Annotated in this window: 23 protein-coding genes and 2 tRNA genes; 5 read left to right on the top strand and 20 right to left on the bottom strand. The window is 37.7% G+C overall.

The window, feature by feature from the left end:
- Nucleotides 1–9: 9 nt before the first annotated feature.
- Complete coding sequence (locus CIL03_RS01330; protein ID WP_094883410.1) at nucleotides 10–828, bottom strand: cytochrome C assembly family protein; 819 nt, start codon at nucleotides 826–828, stop codon at nucleotides 10–12.
- Between the two features lie 166 nt (nucleotides 829–994).
- The gene (gene hemA, locus CIL03_RS01325; RefSeq protein ID WP_094883409.1) at nucleotides 995–2,368 is read right to left on the bottom strand and encodes a glutamyl-tRNA reductase; all 1,374 of its coding nucleotides are present in this window, start codon (nucleotides 2,366–2,368) and stop codon (nucleotides 995–997) included.
- Between the two features lie 236 nt (nucleotides 2,369–2,604).
- Here hemA and CIL03_RS01320 point away from each other — a divergent pair, with 236 nt between their 5' ends.
- A complete protein-coding gene (locus CIL03_RS01320; RefSeq protein WP_094883408.1) occupies nucleotides 2,605–3,087 on the top strand; it encodes a LiaI-LiaF-like domain-containing protein in 483 nt (160 codons plus the stop codon).
- A 33-nt stretch (nucleotides 3,088–3,120) separates the two neighbouring features.
- Here the strand turns inward: CIL03_RS01320 and CIL03_RS01315 are convergent, their stop codons facing one another.
- From CIL03_RS01315 to CIL03_RS01280, 8 genes are all read right to left on the bottom strand, one after another.
- Nucleotides 3,121–3,861 (bottom strand): amino acid ABC transporter ATP-binding protein, encoded by a 741-nt coding sequence (locus tag CIL03_RS01315; RefSeq protein WP_094883407.1) that lies wholly within the window; start codon nucleotides 3,859–3,861, stop codon nucleotides 3,121–3,123.
- A gap of 18 nt (nucleotides 3,862–3,879) precedes the next feature.
- Nucleotides 3,880–4,542: an amino acid ABC transporter permease gene (locus CIL03_RS01310; protein ID WP_094883406.1), complete on the bottom strand. Its 663-nt coding sequence runs from the start codon at nucleotides 4,540–4,542 to the stop codon at nucleotides 3,880–3,882.
- A 60-nt stretch (nucleotides 4,543–4,602) separates the two neighbouring features.
- The gene (locus CIL03_RS01305; RefSeq protein ID WP_094883405.1) at nucleotides 4,603–5,424 is read right to left on the bottom strand and encodes a transporter substrate-binding domain-containing protein; all 822 of its coding nucleotides are present in this window, start codon (nucleotides 5,422–5,424) and stop codon (nucleotides 4,603–4,605) included.
- Nucleotides 5,425–6,018: 594 nt separating this feature from the next.
- Entirely contained in the window at nucleotides 6,019–6,600 is a 582-nt protein-coding gene (gene yihA / locus CIL03_RS01300; RefSeq protein WP_094883404.1) for a ribosome biogenesis GTP-binding protein YihA/YsxC, read from the bottom strand.
- Complete coding sequence (gene lon / locus CIL03_RS01295; RefSeq protein ID WP_094883403.1) at nucleotides 6,587–8,917, bottom strand: endopeptidase La; 2,331 nt, start codon at nucleotides 8,915–8,917, stop codon at nucleotides 6,587–6,589. The genes yihA and lon overlap by 14 nt, the downstream gene beginning before the upstream one ends.
- A gap of 233 nt (nucleotides 8,918–9,150) precedes the next feature.
- Nucleotides 9,151–10,431 (bottom strand): ATP-dependent protease ATP-binding subunit ClpX, encoded by a 1,281-nt coding sequence (gene clpX / locus CIL03_RS01290; RefSeq protein ID WP_094883402.1) that lies wholly within the window; start codon nucleotides 10,429–10,431, stop codon nucleotides 9,151–9,153.
- Nucleotides 10,432–10,977: 546 nt separating this feature from the next.
- Entirely contained in the window at nucleotides 10,978–12,264 is a 1,287-nt protein-coding gene (tig, locus tag CIL03_RS01285) for a trigger factor (protein ID WP_094883401.1), read from the bottom strand.
- Between the two features lie 138 nt (nucleotides 12,265–12,402).
- A complete protein-coding gene (locus CIL03_RS01280) occupies nucleotides 12,403–13,374 on the bottom strand; it encodes a DUF3196 family protein (protein ID WP_094883400.1) in 972 nt (323 codons plus the stop codon).
- Between the two features lie 217 nt (nucleotides 13,375–13,591).
- Here CIL03_RS01280 and CIL03_RS01275 point away from each other — a divergent pair.
- Together CIL03_RS01275 and CIL03_RS01270 are read left to right on the top strand one after the other, a co-directional pair.
- Nucleotides 13,592–13,665: transfer RNA gene (locus CIL03_RS01275), tRNA-Gly, on the top strand.
- An 11-nt stretch (nucleotides 13,666–13,676) separates the two neighbouring features.
- A tRNA-Arg gene (locus CIL03_RS01270) sits at nucleotides 13,677–13,750 on the top strand.
- Between the two features lie 100 nt (nucleotides 13,751–13,850).
- On the opposite strand, the gene CIL03_RS01265 is transcribed toward CIL03_RS01270, so the two are convergent.
- The 6 genes from CIL03_RS01265 to CIL03_RS01240 form a co-directional block, all read right to left on the bottom strand.
- A complete protein-coding gene (locus CIL03_RS01265; RefSeq protein WP_094883399.1) occupies nucleotides 13,851–14,363 on the bottom strand; it encodes a metallophosphoesterase in 513 nt (170 codons plus the stop codon).
- Between the two features lie 15 nt (nucleotides 14,364–14,378).
- A complete protein-coding gene (locus CIL03_RS01260; RefSeq protein ID WP_094883398.1) occupies nucleotides 14,379–14,972 on the bottom strand; it encodes an XTP/dITP diphosphatase in 594 nt (197 codons plus the stop codon).
- 2 nt (nucleotides 14,973–14,974) lie between these two features.
- Nucleotides 14,975–15,733 carry a ribonuclease PH gene (gene rph, locus CIL03_RS01255; protein WP_094884413.1) on the bottom strand — a complete coding sequence of 253 codons (759 nt, stop codon included), beginning with the start codon at nucleotides 15,731–15,733 and terminating at the stop codon, nucleotides 14,975–14,977.
- A gap of 115 nt (nucleotides 15,734–15,848) precedes the next feature.
- On the bottom strand, nucleotides 15,849–16,925 hold the full coding sequence (locus CIL03_RS01250) for a GerMN domain-containing protein (protein WP_094883397.1): 1,077 nt from the start codon (nucleotides 16,923–16,925) through the stop codon (nucleotides 15,849–15,851).
- Nucleotides 16,926–17,039: 114 nt separating this feature from the next.
- On the bottom strand, nucleotides 17,040–17,843 hold the full coding sequence (gene racE, locus CIL03_RS01245; RefSeq protein WP_094883396.1) for a glutamate racemase: 804 nt from the start codon (nucleotides 17,841–17,843) through the stop codon (nucleotides 17,040–17,042).
- A gap of 9 nt (nucleotides 17,844–17,852) precedes the next feature.
- Nucleotides 17,853–18,269 carry a MarR family winged helix-turn-helix transcriptional regulator gene (locus CIL03_RS01240; protein ID WP_094884411.1) on the bottom strand — a complete coding sequence of 139 codons (417 nt, stop codon included), beginning with the start codon at nucleotides 18,267–18,269 and terminating at the stop codon, nucleotides 17,853–17,855.
- A 273-nt stretch (nucleotides 18,270–18,542) separates the two neighbouring features.
- Here CIL03_RS01240 and CIL03_RS01235 point away from each other — a divergent pair, with 273 nt between their 5' ends.
- Nucleotides 18,543–18,767: a helix-turn-helix domain-containing protein gene (locus CIL03_RS01235; RefSeq protein ID WP_094883395.1), complete on the top strand. Its 225-nt coding sequence runs from the start codon at nucleotides 18,543–18,545 to the stop codon at nucleotides 18,765–18,767.
- Between the two features lie 69 nt (nucleotides 18,768–18,836).
- Here CIL03_RS01235 and CIL03_RS01230 read toward each other — a convergent pair whose 3' ends face one another.
- From CIL03_RS01230 to CIL03_RS01215, 4 genes are all read right to left on the bottom strand, one after another.
- Nucleotides 18,837–19,280, bottom strand: a complete 444-nt coding sequence (locus tag CIL03_RS01230; RefSeq protein ID WP_094883394.1) for an acyl-CoA thioesterase — start codon at nucleotides 19,278–19,280, stop codon at nucleotides 18,837–18,839.
- A gap of 79 nt (nucleotides 19,281–19,359) precedes the next feature.
- Nucleotides 19,360–20,124 (bottom strand): succinate dehydrogenase iron-sulfur subunit, encoded by a 765-nt coding sequence (gene sdhB, locus CIL03_RS01225; RefSeq protein ID WP_094883393.1) that lies wholly within the window; start codon nucleotides 20,122–20,124, stop codon nucleotides 19,360–19,362.
- Between the two features lie 17 nt (nucleotides 20,125–20,141).
- A complete protein-coding gene (gene sdhA / locus CIL03_RS01220) occupies nucleotides 20,142–21,893 on the bottom strand; it encodes a succinate dehydrogenase flavoprotein subunit (RefSeq protein WP_094883392.1) in 1,752 nt (583 codons plus the stop codon).
- Nucleotides 21,894–21,923: 30 nt separating this feature from the next.
- On the bottom strand, nucleotides 21,924–22,544 hold the full coding sequence (locus CIL03_RS01215; RefSeq protein WP_094883391.1) for a succinate dehydrogenase cytochrome b558 subunit: 621 nt from the start codon (nucleotides 22,542–22,544) through the stop codon (nucleotides 21,924–21,926).
- A 317-nt stretch (nucleotides 22,545–22,861) separates the two neighbouring features.
- Here CIL03_RS01215 and CIL03_RS01210 point away from each other — a divergent pair, with 317 nt between their 5' ends.
- Nucleotides 22,862–23,302, top strand: coding sequence for a YslB family protein (locus CIL03_RS01210; protein WP_094883390.1), 441 nt, complete (start codon nucleotides 22,862–22,864; stop codon nucleotides 23,300–23,302).
- Nucleotides 23,303–23,660 lie beyond the last annotated feature (358 nt).

Genomic DNA, 23,660 nt, shown 5'->3' with positions numbered 1-23,660 from the left:
AAAAGCCTCCTAAAAATGAAAATTTGATAACGAACTAAATAAAAAGAAATTTATCAGTAAAATTAGAAATGCTGCCGTATTATACATTGAAATGGATTTCCCCTGATATCCTCTGACTAAACGGAGGAATAAATATACTGAATAAACGGCAAATACAAGCAATGATCCTATAGTTTTCAAATCAAACCAATAAAATTCTGCATCAGCAACATATGCCCAGACCACACCTAATATAATACCAATTAACAATAACGGAACTCCAATTGTAACAGCTATATAAGAGTAATTATCAAGTCCCTTTAAGTCTCCAATTCGCCACATCCATTTCAGCCCTTTTTTATTCTTCAGCAGCCTGTATTGCAAAATATACATCAGCGAAAGTAAAAAGGATATGGTAAAGAAACCATAGGATACAATCGCAAGGGTAATATGTGTGACCAGTATTTCGTTTACGAGCTCAACCCCACTATTGTTCATATTTTCCTGTGCATCAATCAATAAATACAAAAGAAGAATAAAAAAGCTAAAAAGATTTGTAAAGAATACGATAAAATGAACAGGAAAAAGCTTGTTAATAATTAGTGAAAAAGTGACCAGGATCCAAGCATAAAAAAACAAACTATCATTCAGCGTTAATACGGGAAAGTTGTTTTCAATAAATACTTCATATAATAAAAAAACGGTTTGAATAATCCAAACCATACTAAGTAACCAGAATGCTGTAATTCTCGCTTTCCGGTTATGCTGAATAAAATCAATAAAGTACCCGATTAAGCTTAATCCAAAAACAACAAGAATGATTTCATACAGCCATTTCAACTCAAACATATTTGAAATCCTTTCTGACTCAAAAAAGATCTGGTGCAAAAACGAAAATCCAGCACATGTAATTTCCTGTTCAGCCACAGCTGCTGGAAACTGTCAGCATAAGCAATTGACGTTCCAGGAAATTTTACCCCTTTTCGGTCTCTTGCCCATGCTTTCAGAATTGCCCCTATATAGTTTTTATTTTTTCAGTGAGTGGAATGGATACTTTTTCATTTTTTTTAATTTTTGTAAATGTGCCGTTTTTTTGTTCCTGCTTTTCAAATTCGGCTCTTACTTCTTCTTCTATTCCAAAGATGTCTATAAATAAACTAAGTGATTCTTCCGCATTATCCTTTGCTGCAAGTTCTTTTGCCTGTGTAACCGGCTCTTTCAGCAGTTGATTAATAATACTTTTTGTATGCTTACTGAGTACCTTTTTCTCTCTTGCTGTTAAATCCGGCATTTTCCTTTCTATACTTTTCATGGTTTCACCTTGTATAGAAAGAGCTTTTTGTCTCAATGCTGATATTACTGGAACTACTCCTAATGTTCTCAGCCATTCCTTGAAAGAAACAATTTCCGCCTCAATCATTATCTCGATTTGTTCTGCAGCTGCTTTTCTTGCTTCTAAATTTTCATCAACGATATGCTGCAAATCATCAATATCATAAAGAAATACATTATCTAATTCACTTATTTTGGGATCCAGATCCCTTGGCACCGCGATATCTACGAGGAATAACGCCCTGCCTTTTCGTTTCTTTTGAATTGGTGCCAGCATTTCTTTAGTCAGCACTGCTTCATCTGATCCTGTAGAACTAATTAAAATATCAGCATCATCAATTACAGTTGTCAAATTCTCTATACTATCTGCTTTTGCATCGAACTTTTCAGCTAAGGCTAATGCTTTTTCATATGTGCGATTAAGTACTGTAATTTTATCAGCACCTGAGCCCTGAAGGTTTTTAGCTGCCAATTCACCCATTTTACCAGCACCAAGAATTACAACATGCTTCTGCTGCAAATCGCCGAATATTTTTTTAGCCAATTCAACAGCAGCATAGCTTACTGAAACCGCGTTCTCTCCGATTGCTGTATCATTTTGTGATCGTTTACCCAAAGTAATTGCCTGTTTAAAAAGCTCATTAAAAACAGTACCAGTTGTTTTCATTTCCTGTGAAGTTAAAAATGCCTGTCTTACCTGTCCCAGTATTTGTGTTTCCCCAAGAATCATGGAATCGAGTCCTGTAGAAACCCTGAACAGATGCTCAAGCGCTCCGTCATTCTCTGTAATTCTAAGATAAGAAGAGAAATCCTCCTTATCAATTCCAAACCATTCAGATAAAAATTGCTTTATATAATAACGGCCTGTATGAATTTGATCAACCACTGCGTAAATTTCGGTACGATTGCATGTAGAAACAATAACATTTTCCAGAATGCTCTTTCTGTTTTTTAATTCGGTCATAGCTTCATGAAGAGATTCTTCAGAAAATGTAAGCTTTTCCCTTATTTCTACAGGGGCTGTTTTGTAGTTAAATCCAACTTTAAGTATATGCAAATGATCTACCCCCAAAAATAAATCCGTTGAACTTCCTCTTAAAAGTAAATACCCTTCTCATTATAACATGTAAACCCTATACTTATTCAGTGAAAGTTTGAACAGTTTATGAAACAATATGATAGGATAAAACGTATATAGTTATAGTGTATGAAACATCCTTTTAGTCCGAATGTACTTTATCATATCAGAAATCAATTAGCAAGAAATTAACTTATAGAACAGGTGATACAAATATGAAAAAGCAAAATGCACTGGCAGCATACGTATTAATTGGGATTGGGGCATTTTTTCTGCTGAGACAGCTGAAACTGCCTATTTTTACCGATTTTTATTCCTGGCCGACATTATTGATTATTATTGGTCTTGCATTGCTAATCCACAGCTACACAGCTAAAAACTACCAAAACTTATTTGGCGGGACAATCATTCTGGCACTGGGGATACATTTTCACGGACTGGAACATTATTCCTTCTGGATTGACCATTGGGCAGTTTATCTTCTGATTGCAGGGATTGCATTTATTGTACGTTATTTACAGACGAAAAAAGGGCTGCTTCCAGGAATTGGTCTTATTATAACTTCCATTGTATTCATTTTCTCCATCGAACTGCCTGTATGGCTTGACTGGATTTATGATGTGTTTGGGCTAATTGAACGCTTTTGGCCAATTGCATTAATTATCTTTGGCTTGTACCTTTTACGAAAAAAGAAATAATCCACCCGTGTTACCGGATGGATTATTTCTTTTTTAAAGGATAGAACCCAAGAATTCCTGTGTCCGTTTTTCTTTCGGATTATCAAAAACATCGTTTGGATGCCCGAACTCAACGATCTTTCCATCGTGCATATAAATCACCCAGTCTCCTACCTCACGTGCAAAGCCCATCTCATGTGTTACGACAACCATTGTCATTCCTTCTTCAGCAAGCTCCTTCATCGTTGCTAAAACCTCTCCAACCAATTCTGGGTCAAGAGCAGATGTCGGCTCGTCAAACAACATTACATCCGGTTTCATTGCAAGCGCACGGGCTATCGCAACCCGTTGTTTTTGTCCGCCTGATAATGTCGATGGGTATACATCGTATTTATCTCCCAACCCTACTTTGTCAAGCAGTGTTTTCCCAGCTTTGATTGCATCTTCTTTTCTAATTCCTTTGACCTGTGTTGGCGCTTCTATTACATTGCCGAGTACTGTTTTATGGGGAAATAGGTTAAAATGCTGAAACACCATTCCCACACGCTGGCGGACTTCATTTAAATTATGTGTGTCACTTTCTATTTCTTCACCTTCTATAATGATTTTTCCGCTGTTTTTTATTTCCAGGAAATTCAAGCAGCGCAATAATGTACTTTTTCCTGATCCACTTGCACCAACCAACACAACTACATCGCTTTCGTTGACAGTCATATCGATATCTTTTAAGACGTGTAAATCACCAAAAGATTTATTTAATTTTTCAACTCTGATCATTTCCTGTTTTTCATGCATCGTTACCACTCCCGGATATTAATCACTTTCCGCTAACTTTTTCTCGATTTTATTTACTGCAACTGTAAGAATTAAGACAATGAATAAATAATAAATTGCAACCGTAACGTAGTATGGCAGATAATCAAAACTATTCGCACCCATCGTGCTTGCCACTCCAAATAAATCCTGCATTCCTATAAATGAAACAAGTGAGGAATCTTTAATACCGATAATAAATTGATTGCCAAGAGATGGCACTGCTCTTCTGAATGCCTGGGGCAAAATAATCCTTCTCATTGTCAAACCTGTGCCCATACCAAGGGACCTGCCTGCCTCACGCTGACCTTTGTCTATGGATTGTATTGCACCACGAATAATCTCGGCAATATATGCACCGCTGTGGAAGGCAAGTCCGGCAACCCCTGCCCAGAACATTGGAATCAGCAAAATATCTGTCAATCCATAAAAAAGAATGAAAATTTGCACGATAAGCGGTGTGCCCCGCACAATCCATATATAAGCGTCGGCAATCCACTCCAAAATTTTTATGTTGGAAATCTTTAATATCGCAAAAAATAAACCAATGATAAAAGCAATCAGCAGCGATGCTACAGATAATTTAAATGTGATCCACAGCCCATCTAGAAACACATCGTAACTACTGATAAATACATCAAAAAAGTGTAAAATCGAAGACAATTATTTCAACTCCTTGTAAGGTAGAAATGTGCGCAGAATATGCGCACATTCAGACTATGATTATTCTGTTATATTTTCAGGCTCCTGTGTAATGTCAACACCAATCCATTCTTTGGACAGTTCCGCCAATTCTCCGCTCTCTTTCATTTCTTTAAGAGCTTCGTTAATGGCATCCAGTAATTCATCATTACCTTTTTGTACAGCGACAGCCTGTTCACTGACACCTAATTGTCCACGATTTTCAATTTCCAAACCATTTTCAATAGCAGTCAACCCTGTAATATCATCTGTAAGTACAGCGTCATGGTGTCCTTTAGCTAATGATTGAAGTGCAACAACATCACTGTCAACCTGTGGGATGTTATCCGTATAGTCATTGGCCATTTCTACATATGTAGTACCTCTGGCAACGGAAACTTCCTTCCCTTTTAAGTCCTCTGCTGAATGAATATCACTGTCTGGTCTTGTATAAATAACCGGTCCGGAATAATAATATGCTTCAGAAAAGTCTACTTTTTCCAGTCGTTCTTCTGTAATTGTGTGACTTGCTACAGCAATATCATATCTCCCCTGATTTACCCCTGTTACGATACCAGAGAATTTTGCTTTTTGCTGTGCAGGTTCCAATCCTAATTTTTCAGCAATCGCTTCAGCAACAGCAATATCAAAACCTACCATTTCACTGCCTTCCATATAGCTGAATGGCTTAAACTCACCAGATGCTGCAAAAGTAAGTTTACCTTCTTCTATAAGATTATAGCCATTTTCAGAATCTCCATTATCTGATGAATTTGAATCTCCCTCTGCCTCCTCGCCGGAACCGCAGGCTGCTAATAACAATGATAATAAAGCGACAAATAAAAAAAAATTCAGTTTTTTCATCCGGTAATCATCCTTTCCATTTTGAAGTTACGTCTTCTTCTTTTGCTTCAGTTTTTTCTTTCTTAATAACTTTAACCCCCACTGAAATCAAACTGATACAAAAAATTATATCAATGATAGGGGATGTTATCCAATTGTAAATTTATGTGTTTGACCATCAATATGTACATTTGAACAAGCTATAAGACAATAACTCTAATTAACTTACATATACCCCAAATTTCTAAAATATACTCCTGAATCCTTGAAATTTTCCAAATACAAGAAAACCTTTCAGCTGTTAGGAACAAAGGCGCAAGCGCCCGTTTAGCGACGTACGGACTGGACTGAGCCGTAGGAGATAAAGGAAACACGGTGACCGTAGGGAGCCGATGTTGACTTTCACCACAAGGGTATAAGTGCGACTAAGCCTCTGGTTCCACCAATCGGCAAGTCTTCTTTATCGTACGGAGGTGAAGGAAGTTCGCTAGTCGCTGGGCGCTGGAGCCGGACGTGGCTGATTTGGTTGTTTATTTATCCACAGGTCAAAAATTTTATAATTTCCTATGCAAAGAAAAAAGCTTTCTGTCCTATAGGACAGAAAGCTTTTACTTATTATAAAAATTGTTTTAAAAGACCCCAGGCTTCTTCCTTGCCTTCTCCTGTTTCTGATGAAAAAGGAAGAAGGTAATCTTCCGGCCCCAGTTCAAATGTGTTTTTTGTACGCTTTAGATGCTGTGCCCTTTTATTTTTAGGCACTTTATCAAGCTTTGTAGCTACTATAATAACGGGCAGATCAAAATGCTTCAAAAAATCATACATTTGAATATCATCCCTGGTAGGTTCATGACGGACATCTGTAATTAATACTACAGCTTTAAGCGTTTCTCTTGTCTGGAAGTACTCTTCCATCATGCCTCCCCATTTTTCACGTTCCTTTTTGGATACTTTTGCATAGCCGTAACCAGGTACATCCACAAAATAAAAAGCTTCATTTATTTTATAAAAGTTTAATGTCTGCGTTTTACCTGGCTTGGAAGATGTTCTGGCTAAGTTTTTACGGTTGATTAACTTATTTATAAACGATGACTTCCCCACATTGGAGCGGCCAGCCAAAGCTATCTCTGGAAGCCTGTCCCCGGGGTATTGTTTTTGGCTGACTGCACTTATAACAATTTCTGCGTTATTTACTTTCATTTCTTTCCTCCACAAGTGCATGCTTTAATACCTGATCCAAATGATTAACTTTAATAAAGTTCAAATCATTACGGACACTCTCCGGAATATCATCAATATCCTTTTCATTCTCCTCAGGAATAATAATGGTTGTAATCCCAGCACGGTGAGCACTTAATGATTTTTCCTTCAGGCCTCCAATAGGCAAGACCCGGCCACGCAATGTGATCTCACCGGTCATGCCAACTTCTTTCTTAACAGCTCGTCCTGTTAAAGCAGAAACAAGGGCAGTTGCCATTGTTATTCCTGCTGAAGGACCATCCTTTGGTGTCGCTCCTTCAGGTACATGAATATGGATATCATATGTTTCATGAAAATCAGGATCGATATTTAATTCATCTGCACGAGATCGAATATAACTGAAAGCAGCCTGAGCAGATTCCTGCATTACCTCTCCAAGTTTTCCAGTTAATGTCAGTTTCCCCTTTCCAGGATAATGGGAAACCTCAATTGATAATATATCGCCGCCTGCAGCTGTATAAGCCAGTCCTGTTGCAGTTCCAACTTGATCCTGCTGTTCCATCAGGCCATAACGGAATAAAGGCCGGCCTAGCAATTCTTCAATGTTTTTTTCTGTGACAATTACTCGTTTCTTATCACCAGATATAATGATTTTGGCTGCTTTTCTGCATAATGTAGCCAGCTGTCTTTCAAGATTTCTTACACCCGCTTCACGTGTATAATTGCGAATAAGTTTCAATAATGCTTCATCACGAATTTGCAAATTGCTTTTCTTTAATCCATTTTCTTTTAATTGCTTTGACAAGAGATGCTCTTTTGCAATGTGCAATTTTTCAACTTCAGTGTATCCCGCTATTGAAATTAGCTCCATCCGATCCAGTAATGGACCTGGAATATTATTCACATAGTTCGCGGTGGCTATAAATAAAACATTTGATAAATCATAGGTTTCTTCAATAAAATGATCACTGAAATTACTGTTCTGTTCCGGGTCAAGTACCTCTAGCATCGCAGAAGAAGGATCTCCGCGAAAATCATTGGACATTTTATCAATTTCATCCATAAGGAAAACAGGATTAACTGTTTTCGCTTTCTTCATTCCCTGTATTATTCTGCCTGGCATTGCACCAATATACGTTCTTCTATGTCCCCTGATTTCAGCTTCATCGCGAACACCGCCAAGTGAAATCCTGACAAAATTCCTGTCAATTGATCTTGCAATCGACTTAGCAAGCGATGTTTTCCCGACCCCTGGAGGTCCAACAAGACAGAGAATAGGCCCTTTTATCGATTCTGTCAATTTCTGTACAGCCAAATACTCCAATATTCGTTCCTTCACTTTTTCAAGGCCATAGTGATCTGCATCAAGAATATTTTGAGCTTTTTCTATTTCGATGGTATCTTGTGTTTTTTTCGTCCAAGGCAATGCCAAAAGCCACTCGATATAATTTCTGATTACAGAACTTTCCGCAGAGCTCTGAGGTACTTTTTCATACCTGTCCAATTCTTTAAATGCAACTTCCATTATGTTTTCAGGCATATCGGATTCTTCTATTTTTTCTTTAAGCTGGCCAACTTCTCCAGTTTTCCCGTCCCTTTCACCAAGCTCTTTTTGAATTGCTTTTAATTGTTCCCGTAAATAATATTCCTTCTGTGTTTTTTCCATGGAGGTCTTAACACGCTGTCCAATTTTTTTCTCCAAATCCAGCACCTTTTTTTCATTCGAAATAATTCGAATCAGATGCTGCAATCTTTTTTTGACATTTTGCAGCTCCAGCAAATCCTGTTTATCTTTTATTTTCAAAGATAAATGGGATGTAACAATATCTGCGAGTCTTCCTGGTTCATCTATATCTGAAACAGTTGCAAGCGTTTCAGGACTTATTTTGCGCGAAACCTTTATGTATTGCTCAAATTGTCCTAATAAAGATCTCATTAGTGCCTCTTCTTCGTTCGTATCACCATGAATATCTTCAAGCTTTTCAATTTCTACACGAAACTCTTCATCCTCTTCAACAAACCGAATTATTTCACCACGGTAAATTCCTTCTACAAGAACACGTATGGTTCCATTTGGAAGCTTAAGCATCTGCTTTACCTTTGCCATCGTTCCTATTTTATATATATCCTTAGTCTCAGGCTCATTCAAGCTTACTTTCTTTTGAGCAGCAAGAAATATAGTTTGATCACCCATCATTGCCTTCTCCAAAGCCTGTATTGATTTATCTCTGCCTACATCAAGATGCAGTACCATTGATGGAAAAACAAGTAATCCGCGTAAAGGAAGGAGGGGAAGCTCGATTGTATTTTTTGTCATTTTACGTACCTCCAAATAATATGTAATTTTTTGGTTAATTCTATGTATCCTTAAAGTGTATATAAAACTTGTTCATTTGTAAATTTATAAACCCCGTTAATACTATTATAGTTCGTTATATCTTCAGAGTTTATACTTATCCAAGAAGTAAAAAAGACTGACTAAAAGCACTCCTTCCGAAACTGGAAGTGAAAATGCTCAGTCAGCCTTCTGCTATACCTATTTATAAACAGTTATGCACTTTCTTTTGGATGCTTTTTATTACTTTCCTTTACTGTGCCGTCACTGAAGACCAGCTTAGGAGTTCCATTTTCTGCTGTTACCGTATCTTTTGTGATTATACATTTTTCAATATCATCACGTGACGGCAGTTCAAACATTACTTCAAGCATAATGCTCTCAATAATGGAACGCAACCCACGGGCTCCGGTTTTTCTTTCAATTGCCTTTTTAGCTATCTCAACCAAAGCATCTTCCTCAAATTCAAGTTCAACATCATCCATTTCGAAGAGCTTTTCATATTGTTTAACAAGCGCATTTTTCGGCTTTGTTAAGATTTGCACTAAAGCATCTTCATCTAACGGTGTCAGACTTCCAATAATTGGAATTCTTCCAATAAACTCTGGAATTAATCCGTAGCGAAGGAGATCTTCAGGCAATACTTTTGTAAGCAATTCACCCATCTCAAGATCTTGTTTTTTATCATTGGCACCAAAACCGATAACTTTCTTGCCAAGACGTCGTTTGATGACCTGGTCAATCCCGTCAAATGCACCACCAACAATAAATAGGATATTGGTTGTATCGATTTGAATAAATTCCTGATGCGGATGCTTGCGGCCGCCTTGTGGAGGCACGCTGGCTACCGTACCTTCAAGGATTTTTAATAAAGCCTGCTGAACACCCTCACCGGAAACATCCCTTGTAATGGATGGATTTTCTGATTTGCGGGCAACCTTATCAATTTCATCAATATAGATAATCCCTTTTTCAGCTTTTTCAACATCATAATCGGCTGCCTGAATCAATTTCAGAAGTATGTTCTCTACATCTTCTCCAACATATCCAGCCTCTGTTAAGGATGTCGCATCAGCCATTGCAAAAGGCACATTTAGAATACGGGCTAGTGTTTGTGCGAGCAATGTTTTACCGCTTCCTGTAGGCCCAATCATTGCTATGTTACTTTTTGCCAGCTCTACATCATCAGAAGTAGTCTTTGGCGAGTTAATCCGTTTATAGTGGTTGTAAACCGCTACAGATAAATTCTTTTTGGCAATATCTTGGCCTATTACATAATCATCCAGTGTTTCACATATTTCCATTGGCTTTGGTATTTCTTTTAATTCAGTTTCTTCTTCTGTCCCAAGTTCCTCTTCAACAATTTCTGTGCAAAGTTCAATACATTCATCACATATATAAACGCCTGGTCCGGCTACTAGCTTACGAACTTGATCTTGACCCTTCCCACAAAATGAACATTTTAATTGTCCTTTTTCTTCATTAAACTTAAACATTTCATTCACCCCTAAAAGTTTAAATCTTATCCTAATAAGTCATTTAGGTTTCAACTTTTATAGTCATCATATCAGATGAAAAATAAAAAACAAAACAATATACCTTTTAATAATTTATACTGTGTCTCCAGTTTGAAATTATTTTCGTGTGCAAATGACTATTTTACCTTTTTATTCCAGTTGGTTTCTTAATTCCATGCACTGAAAAAAATTCCTGCACTTTTCTGAGTGCTTGTATTAATTATGGATAATTTTATGGAAATGTCAAATCATACTACTTTTACTATATGTTCTAACACTCGATTAAGTCGTTAAATCAAAAATTTAATAAGAAACACATGCACCTTACTTCCTAAAGAGGATGTTCAAAAAGTCACCAAACTATAAGCGGTGAAGCTTTGTCCAGTCCTTAAAACTTGGCCGCCTCGACCTTCTATTTCGGCACCTTTATGAACACATACCTAAATAGAAACAAGGTACGAATTACTTTCGCACCTTGTTTAGTATTTAACTAATTAAATTGTAATTAAACATGCAAAAAAGTTATTATACAGTTTTACTGTTTTCTGCCAGGAAATCAATTGCTTTTCTCATTTTCAAATCACCTGTAAGCATGTCAGTATTTCCACCAAGCATTTGTTTCAGCTGTTCTGTATCTGTTCCATACATGGATGCCATTTTTTCAAGTTCAGCATTTACATCTTCTTCAGTTACTTCAAGATTTTCAGCATTTACAATTGCTTCAAGTGTAAGATTTGTTTTAACGCGTTTTGCAGCATCTTCTCTCATCTGTTCTTTCAATGCACTTTCATCCTGACCTGAGAATTGAGAGTACATTTCAAGTGTCATTCCCTGCATTTGCAAACGCTGTTCAAATTCTTTCACCATTTGATCAAGCTCAGTATCTACCATTGCGTCAGGTACATCTACCTCTGCATTTTCAGAAGCTTTTTCAATTAATGTCTCATTTTTTTGATTCTCAGCATCTTGCTTTCTTTGTTCTTCAAGTTCTTCTCTTTTCTTTTTCTTCAATTCATCAAGTGTTTCTACTTCTTCATCGACATCTTTCGCAAATTCATCGTCAAGTTCCGGCAATTCTTTATATTTCACTTCATGAATTTTCACTTTGAATGTTGCCTCTTTACCGGCAAGTTCCTCTGCATGATAATCCTCTGGGAATGTTAATTCAATTTCAGTATCCTCACCAGATTCTTTACCAACTAGCTGTTCTTCAAACCCAGGGATAAATTGACCTGAACCGATTTCAAGTGAATGATTTTCACCTTTACCGCCGTCAAATGCTTCACCATCCATAAATCCTTCAAAATCCATAACAACAGTGTCGCCTTCTTCAACTTTTCCTTCTTCTTTAACAACAAGCTCTGCATGGTGTTCACGCTGATGCTCAATTTCATGATCAACATCTTCATCAGTTACTTCTACAGATTGTTCTTCTACTTCCAATCCTTTGTACTCTCCAAGCTTAACTTCCGGCTTAACCTGAACTTTTGCGGTGAAGACAAGCGTTTCACCTTGTTCAATGTTTTCAATATCCACATCCGGCTGTGCAATTGGCTCAATGCCCGTTTCTTCAATTGCATTTACATATGCATCAGGCAGTACAATATCTACAGCATCCTGATATAATGATTCAACACCAAAGCGGTTTTCAAAAATTTTACGAGGGATTTTTCCTTTACGGAATCCTGGAATCTGTACATCTTTAGATACTTTTTTAAAAGCTTTGTCTAAAGCACGATCAAATTCCTCTGGTGATACTTCAATTGTTAATACTCCTTCATTACCCTCTTGCTTTTCCCATTTTGCTGACATATAAAAACCCTCCAAAATCTAATCTATTGTTTTTAATTAATATCCATGTTTATTAATTACAATTTAATGACCCAATTTACAACCATCTTATTATAACATAAATGCAATGCCTTTCAAGCATTTGAGGCATTTCTCTAATTACTCTTCGATTATACTTAAATATAAAGTTTCACATAACTTGATCTCTTCTATGTAGTCTTTGTTTATTTCATCTTCACTGATCGTATGTAAATTTAAATATGTCTCACCTATGTATGATAAAGCTGCTGCTATTTGTTTAACATCTTCACTTGGCGGCATAATTGGAAAGCGCACATAGATATAACGGAATAATAATACTTCAAGCAATTGATACAAGGTTGGATTTTTTTGTTCCTGTCCACTTATCATCAGCAGAGTTTCTTTAATAAATGGCTGTGATTGTAGCTTTGCTATATCATCTGGTTTTACACTAACATGCAGATCAAGCTTATGTACAGTAACTGCTTTCGAATAGTTTTTGTCCTGAAGCCATTGAAAGATTGATGTTTTTGTTACAGGATGCACATCTTCACTTGTTAACAAAGCAATAACCTCTTCATTTGGTTCAGCGTTCATTTTCCGAAGATTTTCGGTAATCAGCCATTGTTCTTGAAAGTGCTGACTGCTGATGGCCTGAAACAGCTCATCCAAGTACGTCGTGGACTTTTCAGCAATTAAATCATAATTCATTTTTTCACTCATGTCGTAAAGCTGCTTGAACTGCTCTTTAACCGGTAATGGAATTGCATTATTTTCAATTTCATATTCCACCTGTTTCATCAGCTGTTCAAATTGATTGGTCTGAAACAGAATCGTCAGGTACATATGAACATAGTGATAATAGTTTTGATTTTTTGATTGGATTAGCTCCTCGCATATATCCTGTGCTTCTTCATAGTACCCTAATTCCATCAGGCAAATCAATTTTCCGGTTATGATTTCATGATCATCAATATGATAGCTTAATAATTTATCAAGTTTAACCAATGCTTCATCATAGCGTTTTTCTTTAAGCGCCTGCAAGCTCTCCTCTTCCAAAGCAGATCTCCATTTTGGAAAGAGTATTACATTATCTGTTTCGTGCTCCATTTATTTCCTCCTTTCATCCATTTACTTTTTAGTATGAAAAACTGGATAATAAATATACATACCCGAAAAACTATCATACAAAACGTAAACTGACAAGTTAAACCTTAATTTAAATTAGATGATGGCCTTTCTCTCTCTTTTTTATTAAAAGTATTGACAAAGAAATAAGTAATGCCTATAATAATTCTTGTCCGTTAAAAAATAAGTACATAAACACGCGGGTGTAGTTTAGTGGTAAAACCTCAGCCTTCCAAGCTGATGATGAGGGTTCGATTCCCTTCACCCGCTCCATACATATTTATGTCCCAGTAGCTCAGCTGGATAGAGCAACAGCCTTCTAAGCTGTGGGTCGCAGGTTCGAATCCTGCCTGGGACGCTTATAAAACCCTTATAAACAATTAGTTTATAAGGGTTTTTTGAATACTACTATAGCGGTTAGGTTCGTATTTCATACATGAGTGCTAAGCTTTTTAGATTTAAAAAGATGCACGCACTGAAAGCTCGTCTAATTCAGTTCCATCGACAGTAAAAAATGTGACTTTCACATCTTTAATATCGTTCCATTCTAAAATAGCATACGTCTTCTCTTTGCGGTTTCTTGGCAACCGTATACTCCCAGGATTAATAAACAATTGATTTCCTGTCTGTTCTGCACCAGCAATGTGGGTGTGGCCAAAACAGATAATTTGGGCATCTGCCTCTTCCGCCCGATACGATAATGTCATTAAATTTGATTTCACATTATGCAAGTGACCATGTACTGCAAGAAAAGTGAGATTGTCAACCTGCAGCACCTGTTCCTCAGGAAATCTTGGATCAAAATCACAGTTGCCGCCAACTTTATAAAATCCATCTAACTGCGGGCTATCCAGATCCAATTCTGAGTCTCCGCAATGTATCATGTAGGTTAATTGATGACGTTCCTTAATTTCAGCAAGTTCTTCTGTCAGTCCATGACTGTCACTTACTACCAATACTGTTGCTGCCATAATGCCACCCCCATTTCACTGATTATTCATCCATTCTTCCAATTGAATAATTGCCTGTTTCCGGTGACTGATACTGTTTTTCTCAGCTGGAGAGAGCTGTGCCATTGTTTTTGAATAGCCTTCGGGAGTAAAAATCGGGTCATAGCCAAACCCGTTAGATCCCTTTACTTCAAAATCAATTTTTCCTTCACAATAACCTGTCCGGAATATCGTTTCTTCGCCCGGTATAGCAATTGCCAGCACACAAATAAATCTGGCAGTTCGCACTTTCTCAGGGACTGTCTTTAATTCTGCCAATACTTTCTTAATATTAGCTTGATCACTTTTTGGTTCACCTGCATACCTTGCAGAAAAAATCCCGGGTCTTCCATTAAGTGCATCAATTATTAATCCGGAATCATCTGCCAAAACGGGAACTGATAATAAGTCCCGGATTTGTTCAGCTTTTAATGCTGCATTTTCTTCAAATGTTGAACCTGTTTCCTCAATATCCTGAATTTCCTTTTCAAAATCCAATAAAGATTTTGTTTCTATTCCATACCCCGCAAAAAACTCTTTAAATTCTTTTGCTTTTCCTTTATTTTTTGTTGCAATGATGATTTGCTTCATTGTTATCCTTCCTTTTTAACCGTTTCACCAAACCGTTCCGTCAGTTCGCCTAGCACTTCTTTTTGTTTCGTAAAAATTTGCTGTATTCCATCATTTGCCAAATTGAGCATTATCTGCAGCTGGCTATTTGTAAATGTAGCCTCTTCTCCTGTTCCCTGAATTTCTACAAACTCCCCTGCGCCTGTCATAACAATATTCATATCTACATGTGCCTGGGAGTCTTCCTCATAATTTAAATCCAAAATTTCTTCACCATCAGGCAGTACTCCAACTGAAGTTGCTGCCAAAAAGTCTGTTACAGGCATTTTTGCAATGGAACGAACTTCCAATAATTTACCAAAAGCTAAAACCACCGCGATGAATGCTCCTGTAATAGATGCTGTTCTTGTACCGCCATCTGCCTGAATCACATCACAATCTACCCAAACTGTACGTTCACCAATTTTATCCAAATCTACAACTGAACGCAGTGCCCTGCCGATTAACCGCTGGATTTCCATTGTTCTGCCGCTTACTTTCCCTTTGGAAGATTCTCTAATATTTCGTTGAGCGGTAGCACGGGGAAGCATCGCATATTCTGCGGTAATCCATCCTTTCCCTTGTCCGCGCATAAATGGAGGAACTCTATCTTCAATACTGGCATTACATATTACCTTTGTATCGCCTACTTCAATTAAAACTGAACCTTCTGGATGGTTGACATAATGGGTTGTTATCTTTATGGGACGTAAACTATTTACAGTGCGCTGATCATTTCTCATCATAAAAATCCTCCTTATTTCCAACAATAGCTTAACATATTTTACTTTAAAGAACACAGATTCATGCATAGCAAAAAAGCCCAAACAAAAAAGGGCAGTTACCTCGCCCTTTAGATTACAGCTTTTCTGTTGGAGTAAAAGTCTGAATACTTACCGGTTCTGTATAAGCTTCTCCATTTTCATTGACAATCTGATCAACATTCTCAACTTTTACATTAACTGCTTCTACTGATTGCTGTTCGGTCAATGTTCTAACAATCGTTTCCATTACTTCGTCAGCAATTACTGATTTTTCATCATCCTTTAAAATAGTTTCACTAAACTCCAATTCCAGTACACCATTATCAAGTGTCGGACTATTTGTCAGCATTGTCTGCGAATTAAATACATGTGTAACATTTGCATTATATCCAGGTCCGTCGATTAATGCCTGTACAATCGAACTATACAGCTCCTCATCGGTACCTTCTACATACTGTGTTACTGGAACATAATAGCGGCTTTCATTATGCTCTGCCGGATAGTACATCGTCACAGGGGTGCTCTTTATTAAATCCAGTGTATCTGTTTCGGTTACATTTATTCCATTTGCTCGGGAATATCCATCACCTATCGGAGTTCCATTAACAGGCATTTCACTTTGTGGATGGCCGTTAATTCTCAGCTCCATTTTCTTCACATTTTCAAATTGGGTCAGGGTATGTGTCATTGATTCAAGTATTTTCAGTTCATCATTGGCCTCATAATCCTCGAACTCACTTGACACATCGACAATCATAGTTCCATTATCCTTCAGGTCAAGCCCTAAAATCTGGGTGCCTTCAGGCAATACAGCTCGGAATCCATTTGGCAGCATTGATGTTACGGGGCCACCCTTCACTAGATGTTCCAGCACCTGGGTTGCCACTTCCATTGATTCCAGCTTCGGTAATTCTAATGTCTGCGATGCAACCATTCCATTAGAATCAATCAGGTATAATTCTCTTGGAACAGTCTCTGCTGTTTCTTCATTTGCTCCCTCATCGACTGATTCTGTTTCCTCATTTTCCTGTACTTCTTCTAAATTATTCACTTCTTCTGCATTTTGAGGTGGATCCATCTCTTCTTCCATGGATTGTTCTCCTTGAAAACACCCTGTGAGTATAATGGTTAATGTTAATGAACCTGACAAAAGTATTCCTCGCTTAAGCATGTGATTCCCTCCCACGATGGTTTGTACTACTATATATACGAGCCCATCAGGAAAATAGACCAACACAAATAAAAAAAATCAGGAGTTCTTATTAATTCAAGAACCCTGATATAACTAAATTACTGCTTTTTTAATTGTAACCATTTGCAGTTTTGGATCGATAAAAATACTTTTGGCTATTTCAATAAAAATTTCCAGCTCACCAGTTGTATAAAATTCATGTACTGGAATATCTTCCTCTTTATTTTGTATTTGATGGACCTCAAGTATCGTACTGGTTTCCCTTGCAGTTTCTTCACTTGACGATATTACAGTTACATGATTGCCAATAGCCTCTTGGATAGTTTCCTTCAATAGCGGGTAATGGGTACAGCCAAGAATCAACGTATCTATTAATTTATTCTTCATAGGCTCTAAGGAATCTTCCACAACAGCCTTTGCCCGTTCTCCAGATAGGATACCCTGCTCCACCATTGGTACAAATAACGGACATGCCAGTGCATTGACATCTATTTCTGCCTTAATTTTTTTCAAAGCCTTTGTATAGGCTCTACTTCGAATTGTTCCCTCTGTGCCAATAATTCCTACATGATTATTTATAGTAAATTTTATTGCAGCTCGTGCACCAGGCTGAATAACACCAATTACTGGTATATCAAGTTTTTCCTTAAGTTCATTTAATGTAAAAGCTGTTGCCGTATTGCAAGCGATAACCAGCATCTTAATGTTCTTCTTCTGTAAAAAATCTACCATTTCCCAGGTGAATTTCGTGACTTCCGCTTTCGATCTGGGACCATAGGGACATCTAGCGGTATCCCCTAAATAGATTATTTTTTCTTTCGGTAATTGACGCATCAGTTCATGGGCTACAGTTAGGCCACCAACACCTGAGTCAATAACCCCTATTGCTTTTTCCAAAAAATCGCCTCATCTTTGCTGTTGATTTTCATTAACAATTTTCATTTGCTCATGTAAGAAGTTTAAGAGTTCATGCAGTGTTTCTCTTTGCTCCACCGAGAATTCTTCCATTACTTCTTCCAGATATTCTTGACGTTTTTCAATTACTTCATGGATAATTGTTTTTCCTTTTTCCAGAACATGAATACGCACAACACGGCGATCCGTAGTACTGCGTATTCTCTCAACCAGATCGTTTTTTTCCATCCGGTCAACCAAATCAGTTGTTGTGCTAAACGCAAGACTGATTTTATTTGATAATTCACCAATAGTCAGATCTCCTTCTTCAAGCAGCCATTGCAATGCAACAAATTGTGGAGATGTGATCGGATAATTATTTAAAATTTTTCGTCCATTTTGTTTGATAATTCCGGATATATAACGCATGCGCTTCTCTAATTTTTTTATTGTATCTGATGGTGTAGTCTCCGTCAAAAGTGTAACCCCCTGCTATTTTCATCTGATTATACATTATTTTAGCATAAAATGAATGTCAACATGGAAAATCACTATTATCTTAAAGAGGAAGTACTAAAAGTCATCAAATAATTGCCGAAGTTCATTAATATACTCACCGTTTTCGCTTTAGCACATAAGCTGTATAGACTAAATAATTTCCCTTCAATCTGCAGCTCTATGACAGCAAGGAGGGGTTAACATTTGAAGGACAACGAGTATAAACCGAAGCAATTACTGACTAAACGTGAAAAAGAAGTATTCGAACTGTTAGTACAAGACAAAACAACCAAGGAAATTGCCCAGGAACTGTATATATCTGAAAAAACTGTCCGGAACCACATTTCAAATGCTATGCAAAAGCTGGGAGTCAAGGGGCGATCACAGGCAGTTGTAGAGCTCCTTCGCATGGGGGAACTAAAGCTCTAAACAAAACCGACTTTCCTTAATTGGAAGTCGGTTTTGTTTTTGTTATCACAATGATCAAAGCCACCTTTATTAAGCCTCTAAGAGCTTATCTTTCATAGATTCACTTAATGGGACTGGTTTTCCAGTATTCGGATTAACATATACCAATCTGCCTCTGCCGGTAACTGTAATCTCATCCCTGTCATTAATTGCCATATAGTGAATATCAATCGATGTGCTGCCAACATGATTGGCTTTTGCAAAGAGTTGAACACTATCATTAAAATACATCTGTTTCAGATAATCACATTGCAGATCTGCAACAATCGGCACCCCTTCATCACTAGTTACATCACCAAATAAACCGAGGGATTTTAAAAATTCTATGCGTGCTTCTTCAAAATAAATAAAAACAGACACATTATTTACATGGCCAAACATATCTGTTTCAGAAAACCGAATGTTTATCGGAATCGAAAATTTGAATTCTGAACGCCACTCATTTATTTCTTCAATGTATGTTATCGATTTCAATGTGCTTCCCCTCCAAATATAAGAAAAGTGGCCCCTGCGTAAAGTTGCAGAGGCCAGGCAATTTCGGATTTATTGCTTATTAATGTGCATTGTCACTTCCAAAGAAGTCTTTAAATGCCTGAATATTTGTAGCACGGTTCATTGCTGCAATAGATGTGGTCAGTGGAATCCCTTTTGGACAGACCTGCACACAGTTTTGTGCATTTCCGCATCCATCAATCCCGCCATCTTCCATTAAGCCGTGAAGTCTCTCACTCGCGTTCATTTCACCAGTCGGATGTGCATTAAATAGTCGAGCCTGTGACAGTGCGGCTGGTCCGATAAAGTTAGATTTATCATTTACATTTGGACAAGCCTCCAGACACACACCACAAGACATACATTTAGATAATTCATATGCCCATTGACGTTTTTTCTCAGGCATACGCGGACCTGGTCCAAGATCATACGTACCATCAATAGGAATCCATGCTTTAATTTGTTTTAAAGCATCAAACATCCGTTCACGGTCTACAATTAAATCACGTACGACAGGGAATGTTGACATTGGTTCCAGTCGAATTGGCTGTTCCAGCTGGTCAACAAGTGCAGCGCAGGATTGTCTTGCCGTACCATTGATTACCATGGAACATGCTCCACAAACTTCTTCCAGACAGTTCATATCCCAATAAATAGGAGTTGTTTTTTCTCCATCCGCATTTATTGGATTTCTGCGAATTTCCATTAAGCCGGAAATAACATTCATATTTTTACGATATGGAATATTGAATGTTTCCTGGTAAGGAGCAGAATCAGGGCTGTCCTGACGGGTTATAATAAATGTTACAGTACTTTGCTCAGCCATTCTATTTTCCTCCCCCATTAGTGTTTTTTAGTATAGTCACGTTCACGTGGCGGAATCAATGAAGTATCAACCTCTTCAAATGAAAATACTGGTGATTCCGTCTCTTTATCGAATTCAGCAATAGTAGTTTTCAGCCATTCTTCATCATTACGTTTAGGGAAATCAGGCTTATAATGTGCACCGCGGCTTTCATTACGGTTATATGCACCAATTGTAATCACACGTGCTAAATGCAGCATGTTCTTAAGCTGGCGTGTAAACATTACACCCTGATTGCTCCAGCGTGATGTATCATTAATGTTAATATTCTCAAAGCGCTCCAGAAGTTCTTTAATTTTCTCATCTGTTTTCAGCAGGTTTTCATTTTTTCTAACAACTGTAACGTTGTCAGTCATCCACTCACCAAGCTCCTTATGGATTTGATAAGCATTTTCTTCGCCATCCATTTTCATAAGTGCTTCGAATTTCTCTTGTTCTACTTTTTCTTTTGTTTCAAATAATTCCGGATCAATATCATCAACATGTTTATCAAGGCCATCAACATAGTTAATCGCACTAGGCCCTGCCACTGAACCACCATAAATCGCGGATAGCAGTGAATTCGCACCTAAGCGGTTTCCTCCATGCTGTGAATAATCACATTCTCCACAGGCAAAGATTCCAGGGATGCTTGTCATTTGATCATAATCAACCCATAATCCGCCCATTGAATAGTGAACCGCAGGGAATATTTTCATTGGTACTTTTCGTGGGTCTTCCCCAACAAATTTCTCATAGATTTCAATGATTCCGCCAAGCTTAATATCCAATTCTTTTGGATCTTTATGTGAAAGGTCAAGATAAACCATATTTTCCCCATTTATACCAAGTTTCTGGTTTACACAAACATCAAATATTTCACGTGTAGCAATATCACGAGGTACCAGGTTTCCGTAAGCAGGATATTTTTCCTCAAGGAAGTACCATGGTTCTCCATCTTTATATGTCCAGATGCGTCCACCCTCACCACGGGCGGATTCACTCATAAGACGTAATTTATCATCACCGGGAATTGCTGTCGGATGAATTTGAATAAATTCCCCATTCGCATATTTAGCACCCTGCTGATAAAGCATACTTGCAGCAGATCCGGTATTTATCATGGAGTTTGTTGATTTTCCAAATATGATCCCCGGGCCCCCGGTTGCAAAAATAGTAGCATCAGAAGGGAAAGCTTTAATTTCATGTGATGTAATGCTTTGAGCTACAATACCTCTTCCAACACCATCTTCATCAATTACTGCTTCAACAAATTCCCATCCCTCGTATTTTGTTACGAGGCCTTCTACTTCATAACGGCGAACCTGTTCATCCAAGGCATACAATAGCTGCTGCCCTGTAGTTGCCCCCGCATATGCTGTACGGTGGTGCTGTGTACCGCCAAATCGACGGAAATCAAGCAAGCCTTCTGGTGTACGGTTAAACATGACACCCATACGATCCAGCATATTAATAATACTCGGTGCAGCATCACACATTGCTTTTACAGGCGGCTGATTTGCAAGGAAATCTCCGCCATAAACTGTATCATCAAAGTGGATGTCAGGAGAATCCCCTTCCCCTTTTGTATTAACCGCACCATTTATACCACCTTGGGCACATACAGAGTGAGAGCGTTTAACAGGAACAATGGAAAAGAGATCAACATTGACTCCTGCCTCCGCTGCTTTTATTGCTGCCATTAAGCCGGCAAGCCCTCCGCCGACAATAGCGATTTTACGATTACCCATAATACTGACTCACTCCCTTATTTCTTTAAACTAAGCTCCGTAAGCAAATTGAATTAGTGTTCTGACACCAAGATAGCTTACTGCTAAAAATACAAGCACTGTTGCGTATGTAGCGATTTTTTGTGATTTTGGCGACTGTGTAATACCCCAGGATACCAAAAAGCTCCATAATCCATTTGAAAAATGGAATACAGCAGAAATTACACCAATAATGTAGAACCAGAACATGAATGGATTTGATAGAATATTTTCCATCAGGCTGTAATTTAATTCTACATTTCCCATTCCAATCTGAATACGAGTTTCCCATACATGCCACGCAATAAAGACTAATGTAATGATTCCGGTAATTCGCTGCAGATAGAACATCCAGTTACGGAAATATCCATAGTTTCGAGGATTATTTCTTGCTACAAAAACAATGTATACCCCTAAAACTGCATGAAACAAAATAGGCAGATAGATTACAAAAGTTTCCAAAAGTAAAACGAATGGAAGCCCTGCCATAAAACCTGCTGCCTTGTTAAAGCTTTCTTCACCGTACACAGCAAAATGATTCACCACTAAGTGCTGAACCAGAAATATTCCAATTGGAATCACGCCTAATAGTGAGTGTAATCTTCTGCTAAAAAACTCACGATGCTCTGCCATGTGTTACCCCCCTTAGTTTGACTGTTCAATTCATTTTTCACAATTCTCATATACAATGAATTTCAAAGGCGAAATCCAGCTGATTTAAGAATTGTACAATTTGTGACATATTTATTGTACTTCTAACATCAAAAAGCGTCAAGATAAGGGGACATCAAAATTTTGTAATGTGATAAATAGCATATCAATTTGTCCAATAATAGATTTACAAAGATGCTTGCGAAATCATTGGATAAAATAGATAATATGATAAGTATACTATAGTAAACATTTTAATGTGGGCACAACGATTGCTTCCCAATGAAAGGATGAACAGCATGTCTAAAAAAACAGAGCTATTACCCATTTCCCTTTTAGATGAACTAAATACAGCCGGGGCAGGTTATGATATCCTGCGGTACGTTAGTTTGCCTGAAATACTGGGTGATCAGTCTGATACTCTCTTATATTTCATGGGAAAAGACCTGGCGAGAAAACTGGAGATTGATACAATAGAAGATATTGTTTATATTTTTGATAGATTAGGCTGGGGACGACTGGAATTAATAAAAGAAAAAAAGAAAGAACTTATTTTTCATCTGATGGCAGATTCTGTTGCTGAACGCCTGCAAGCTTCTTTTGATGATTTTCGCCTGGAAGCAGGATTTCTTGCAGAAGCCCTGCAGCTGATCAATGAAACTGAATATGAATGTGTAGAAGAAATCAATTATAAAATACATCAGGTTGAATTGAAGGTTGTATTTACAAGTATTAAATAATATAAAAAACTGCACTCCAGATAATTTTAGAGTTGCAGTTTTTTTACTTAGGCTCATATCATAAATTTGTTGATTTTAAATCCACGCAGTTGATGTAAACTACGAACTAAAACCGGCGATGATAATTCCATCGGCCGCTCAGGAAATATAACCATTCTTCTCATATCAGCCACTCTCTATGTGACCGATAGAAACTTGTTTTTGGTTGTTTGGGCCCAGAGAAGCGCTCTATGTGACCGGTGGCTACTTATTTCTGGCTATTTGGGCTTAGAGAGTCGCTCTATGTGACCACTAGCAACTTGTTTCTGGCTATTTGGGCACAAAGAGCCGCTCTATGTGACGAGTGGCAACTTGTTTC

This window comes from Virgibacillus indicus, from assembly GCF_002266285.1.
Taxonomy (GTDB): Bacteria; Bacillota; Bacilli; order Bacillales; family Amphibacillaceae; genus Virgibacillus_K; species Virgibacillus_K indicus.
The sequence above is the reverse complement of the archived record's forward strand: the minus strand, read 5'-3'. Positions and strand labels throughout refer to the sequence as shown.

Bases quoted from the DNA above. Each gene is read 5' to 3' on its own strand.
- yihA (WP_094883404.1), bottom strand. From the start codon at position 6,600: ATGAAAGTAAATAACGCAGAAATTGTTATAAGTGCAGTCAGCCAAAAA.
- sdhA (WP_094883392.1), bottom strand. From the start codon at position 21,893: ATGGGTAATCGTAAAATCGCTATTGTCGGCGGAGGGCTTGCCGGCTTA.
- CIL03_RS01315 (WP_094883407.1), bottom strand. From the start codon at position 3,861: ATGCATGAAAAACAGGAAATGATCAGAGTTGAAAAATTAAATAAATCT.
- rph (WP_094884413.1), bottom strand. From the start codon at position 15,733: ATGAGAAATGATCAGCGCACTGTAAATAGTTTACGTCCCATAAAGATA.
- CIL03_RS01280 (WP_094883400.1), bottom strand. From the start codon at position 13,374: ATGGAGCACGAAACAGATAATGTAATACTCTTTCCAAAATGGAGATCT.
- CIL03_RS01210 (WP_094883390.1), top strand. From the start codon at position 22,862: ATGTCTAAAAAAACAGAGCTATTACCCATTTCCCTTTTAGATGAACTA.
- sdhB (WP_094883393.1), bottom strand. From the start codon at position 20,124: ATGGCTGAGCAAAGTACTGTAACATTTATTATAACCCGTCAGGACAGC.
- CIL03_RS01250 (WP_094883397.1), bottom strand. From the start codon at position 16,925: ATGCTTAAGCGAGGAATACTTTTGTCAGGTTCATTAACATTAACCATT.
- tig (WP_094883401.1), bottom strand. From the start codon at position 12,264: ATGTCAGCAAAATGGGAAAAGCAAGAGGGTAATGAAGGAGTATTAACA.
- clpX (WP_094883402.1), bottom strand. From the start codon at position 10,431: ATGTTTAAGTTTAATGAAGAAAAAGGACAATTAAAATGTTCATTTTGT.
- CIL03_RS01260 (WP_094883398.1), bottom strand. From the start codon at position 14,972: ATGAAGCAAATCATCATTGCAACAAAAAATAAAGGAAAAGCAAAAGAA.
- CIL03_RS01265 (WP_094883399.1), bottom strand. From the start codon at position 14,363: ATGGCAGCAACAGTATTGGTAGTAAGTGACAGTCATGGACTGACAGAA.
- CIL03_RS01320 (WP_094883408.1), top strand. From the start codon at position 2,605: ATGAAAAAGCAAAATGCACTGGCAGCATACGTATTAATTGGGATTGGG.
- CIL03_RS01215 (WP_094883391.1), bottom strand. From the start codon at position 22,544: ATGGCAGAGCATCGTGAGTTTTTTAGCAGAAGATTACACTCACTATTA.
- CIL03_RS01305 (WP_094883405.1), bottom strand. From the start codon at position 5,424: ATGAAAAAACTGAATTTTTTTTTATTTGTCGCTTTATTATCATTGTTA.
- CIL03_RS01240 (WP_094884411.1), bottom strand. From the start codon at position 18,269: ATGCGTTATATATCCGGAATTATCAAACAAAATGGACGAAAAATTTTA.
- lon (WP_094883403.1), bottom strand. From the start codon at position 8,917: ATGACAAAAAATACAATCGAGCTTCCCCTCCTTCCTTTACGCGGATTA.
- CIL03_RS01330 (WP_094883410.1), bottom strand. From the start codon at position 828: ATGTTTGAGTTGAAATGGCTGTATGAAATCATTCTTGTTGTTTTTGGA.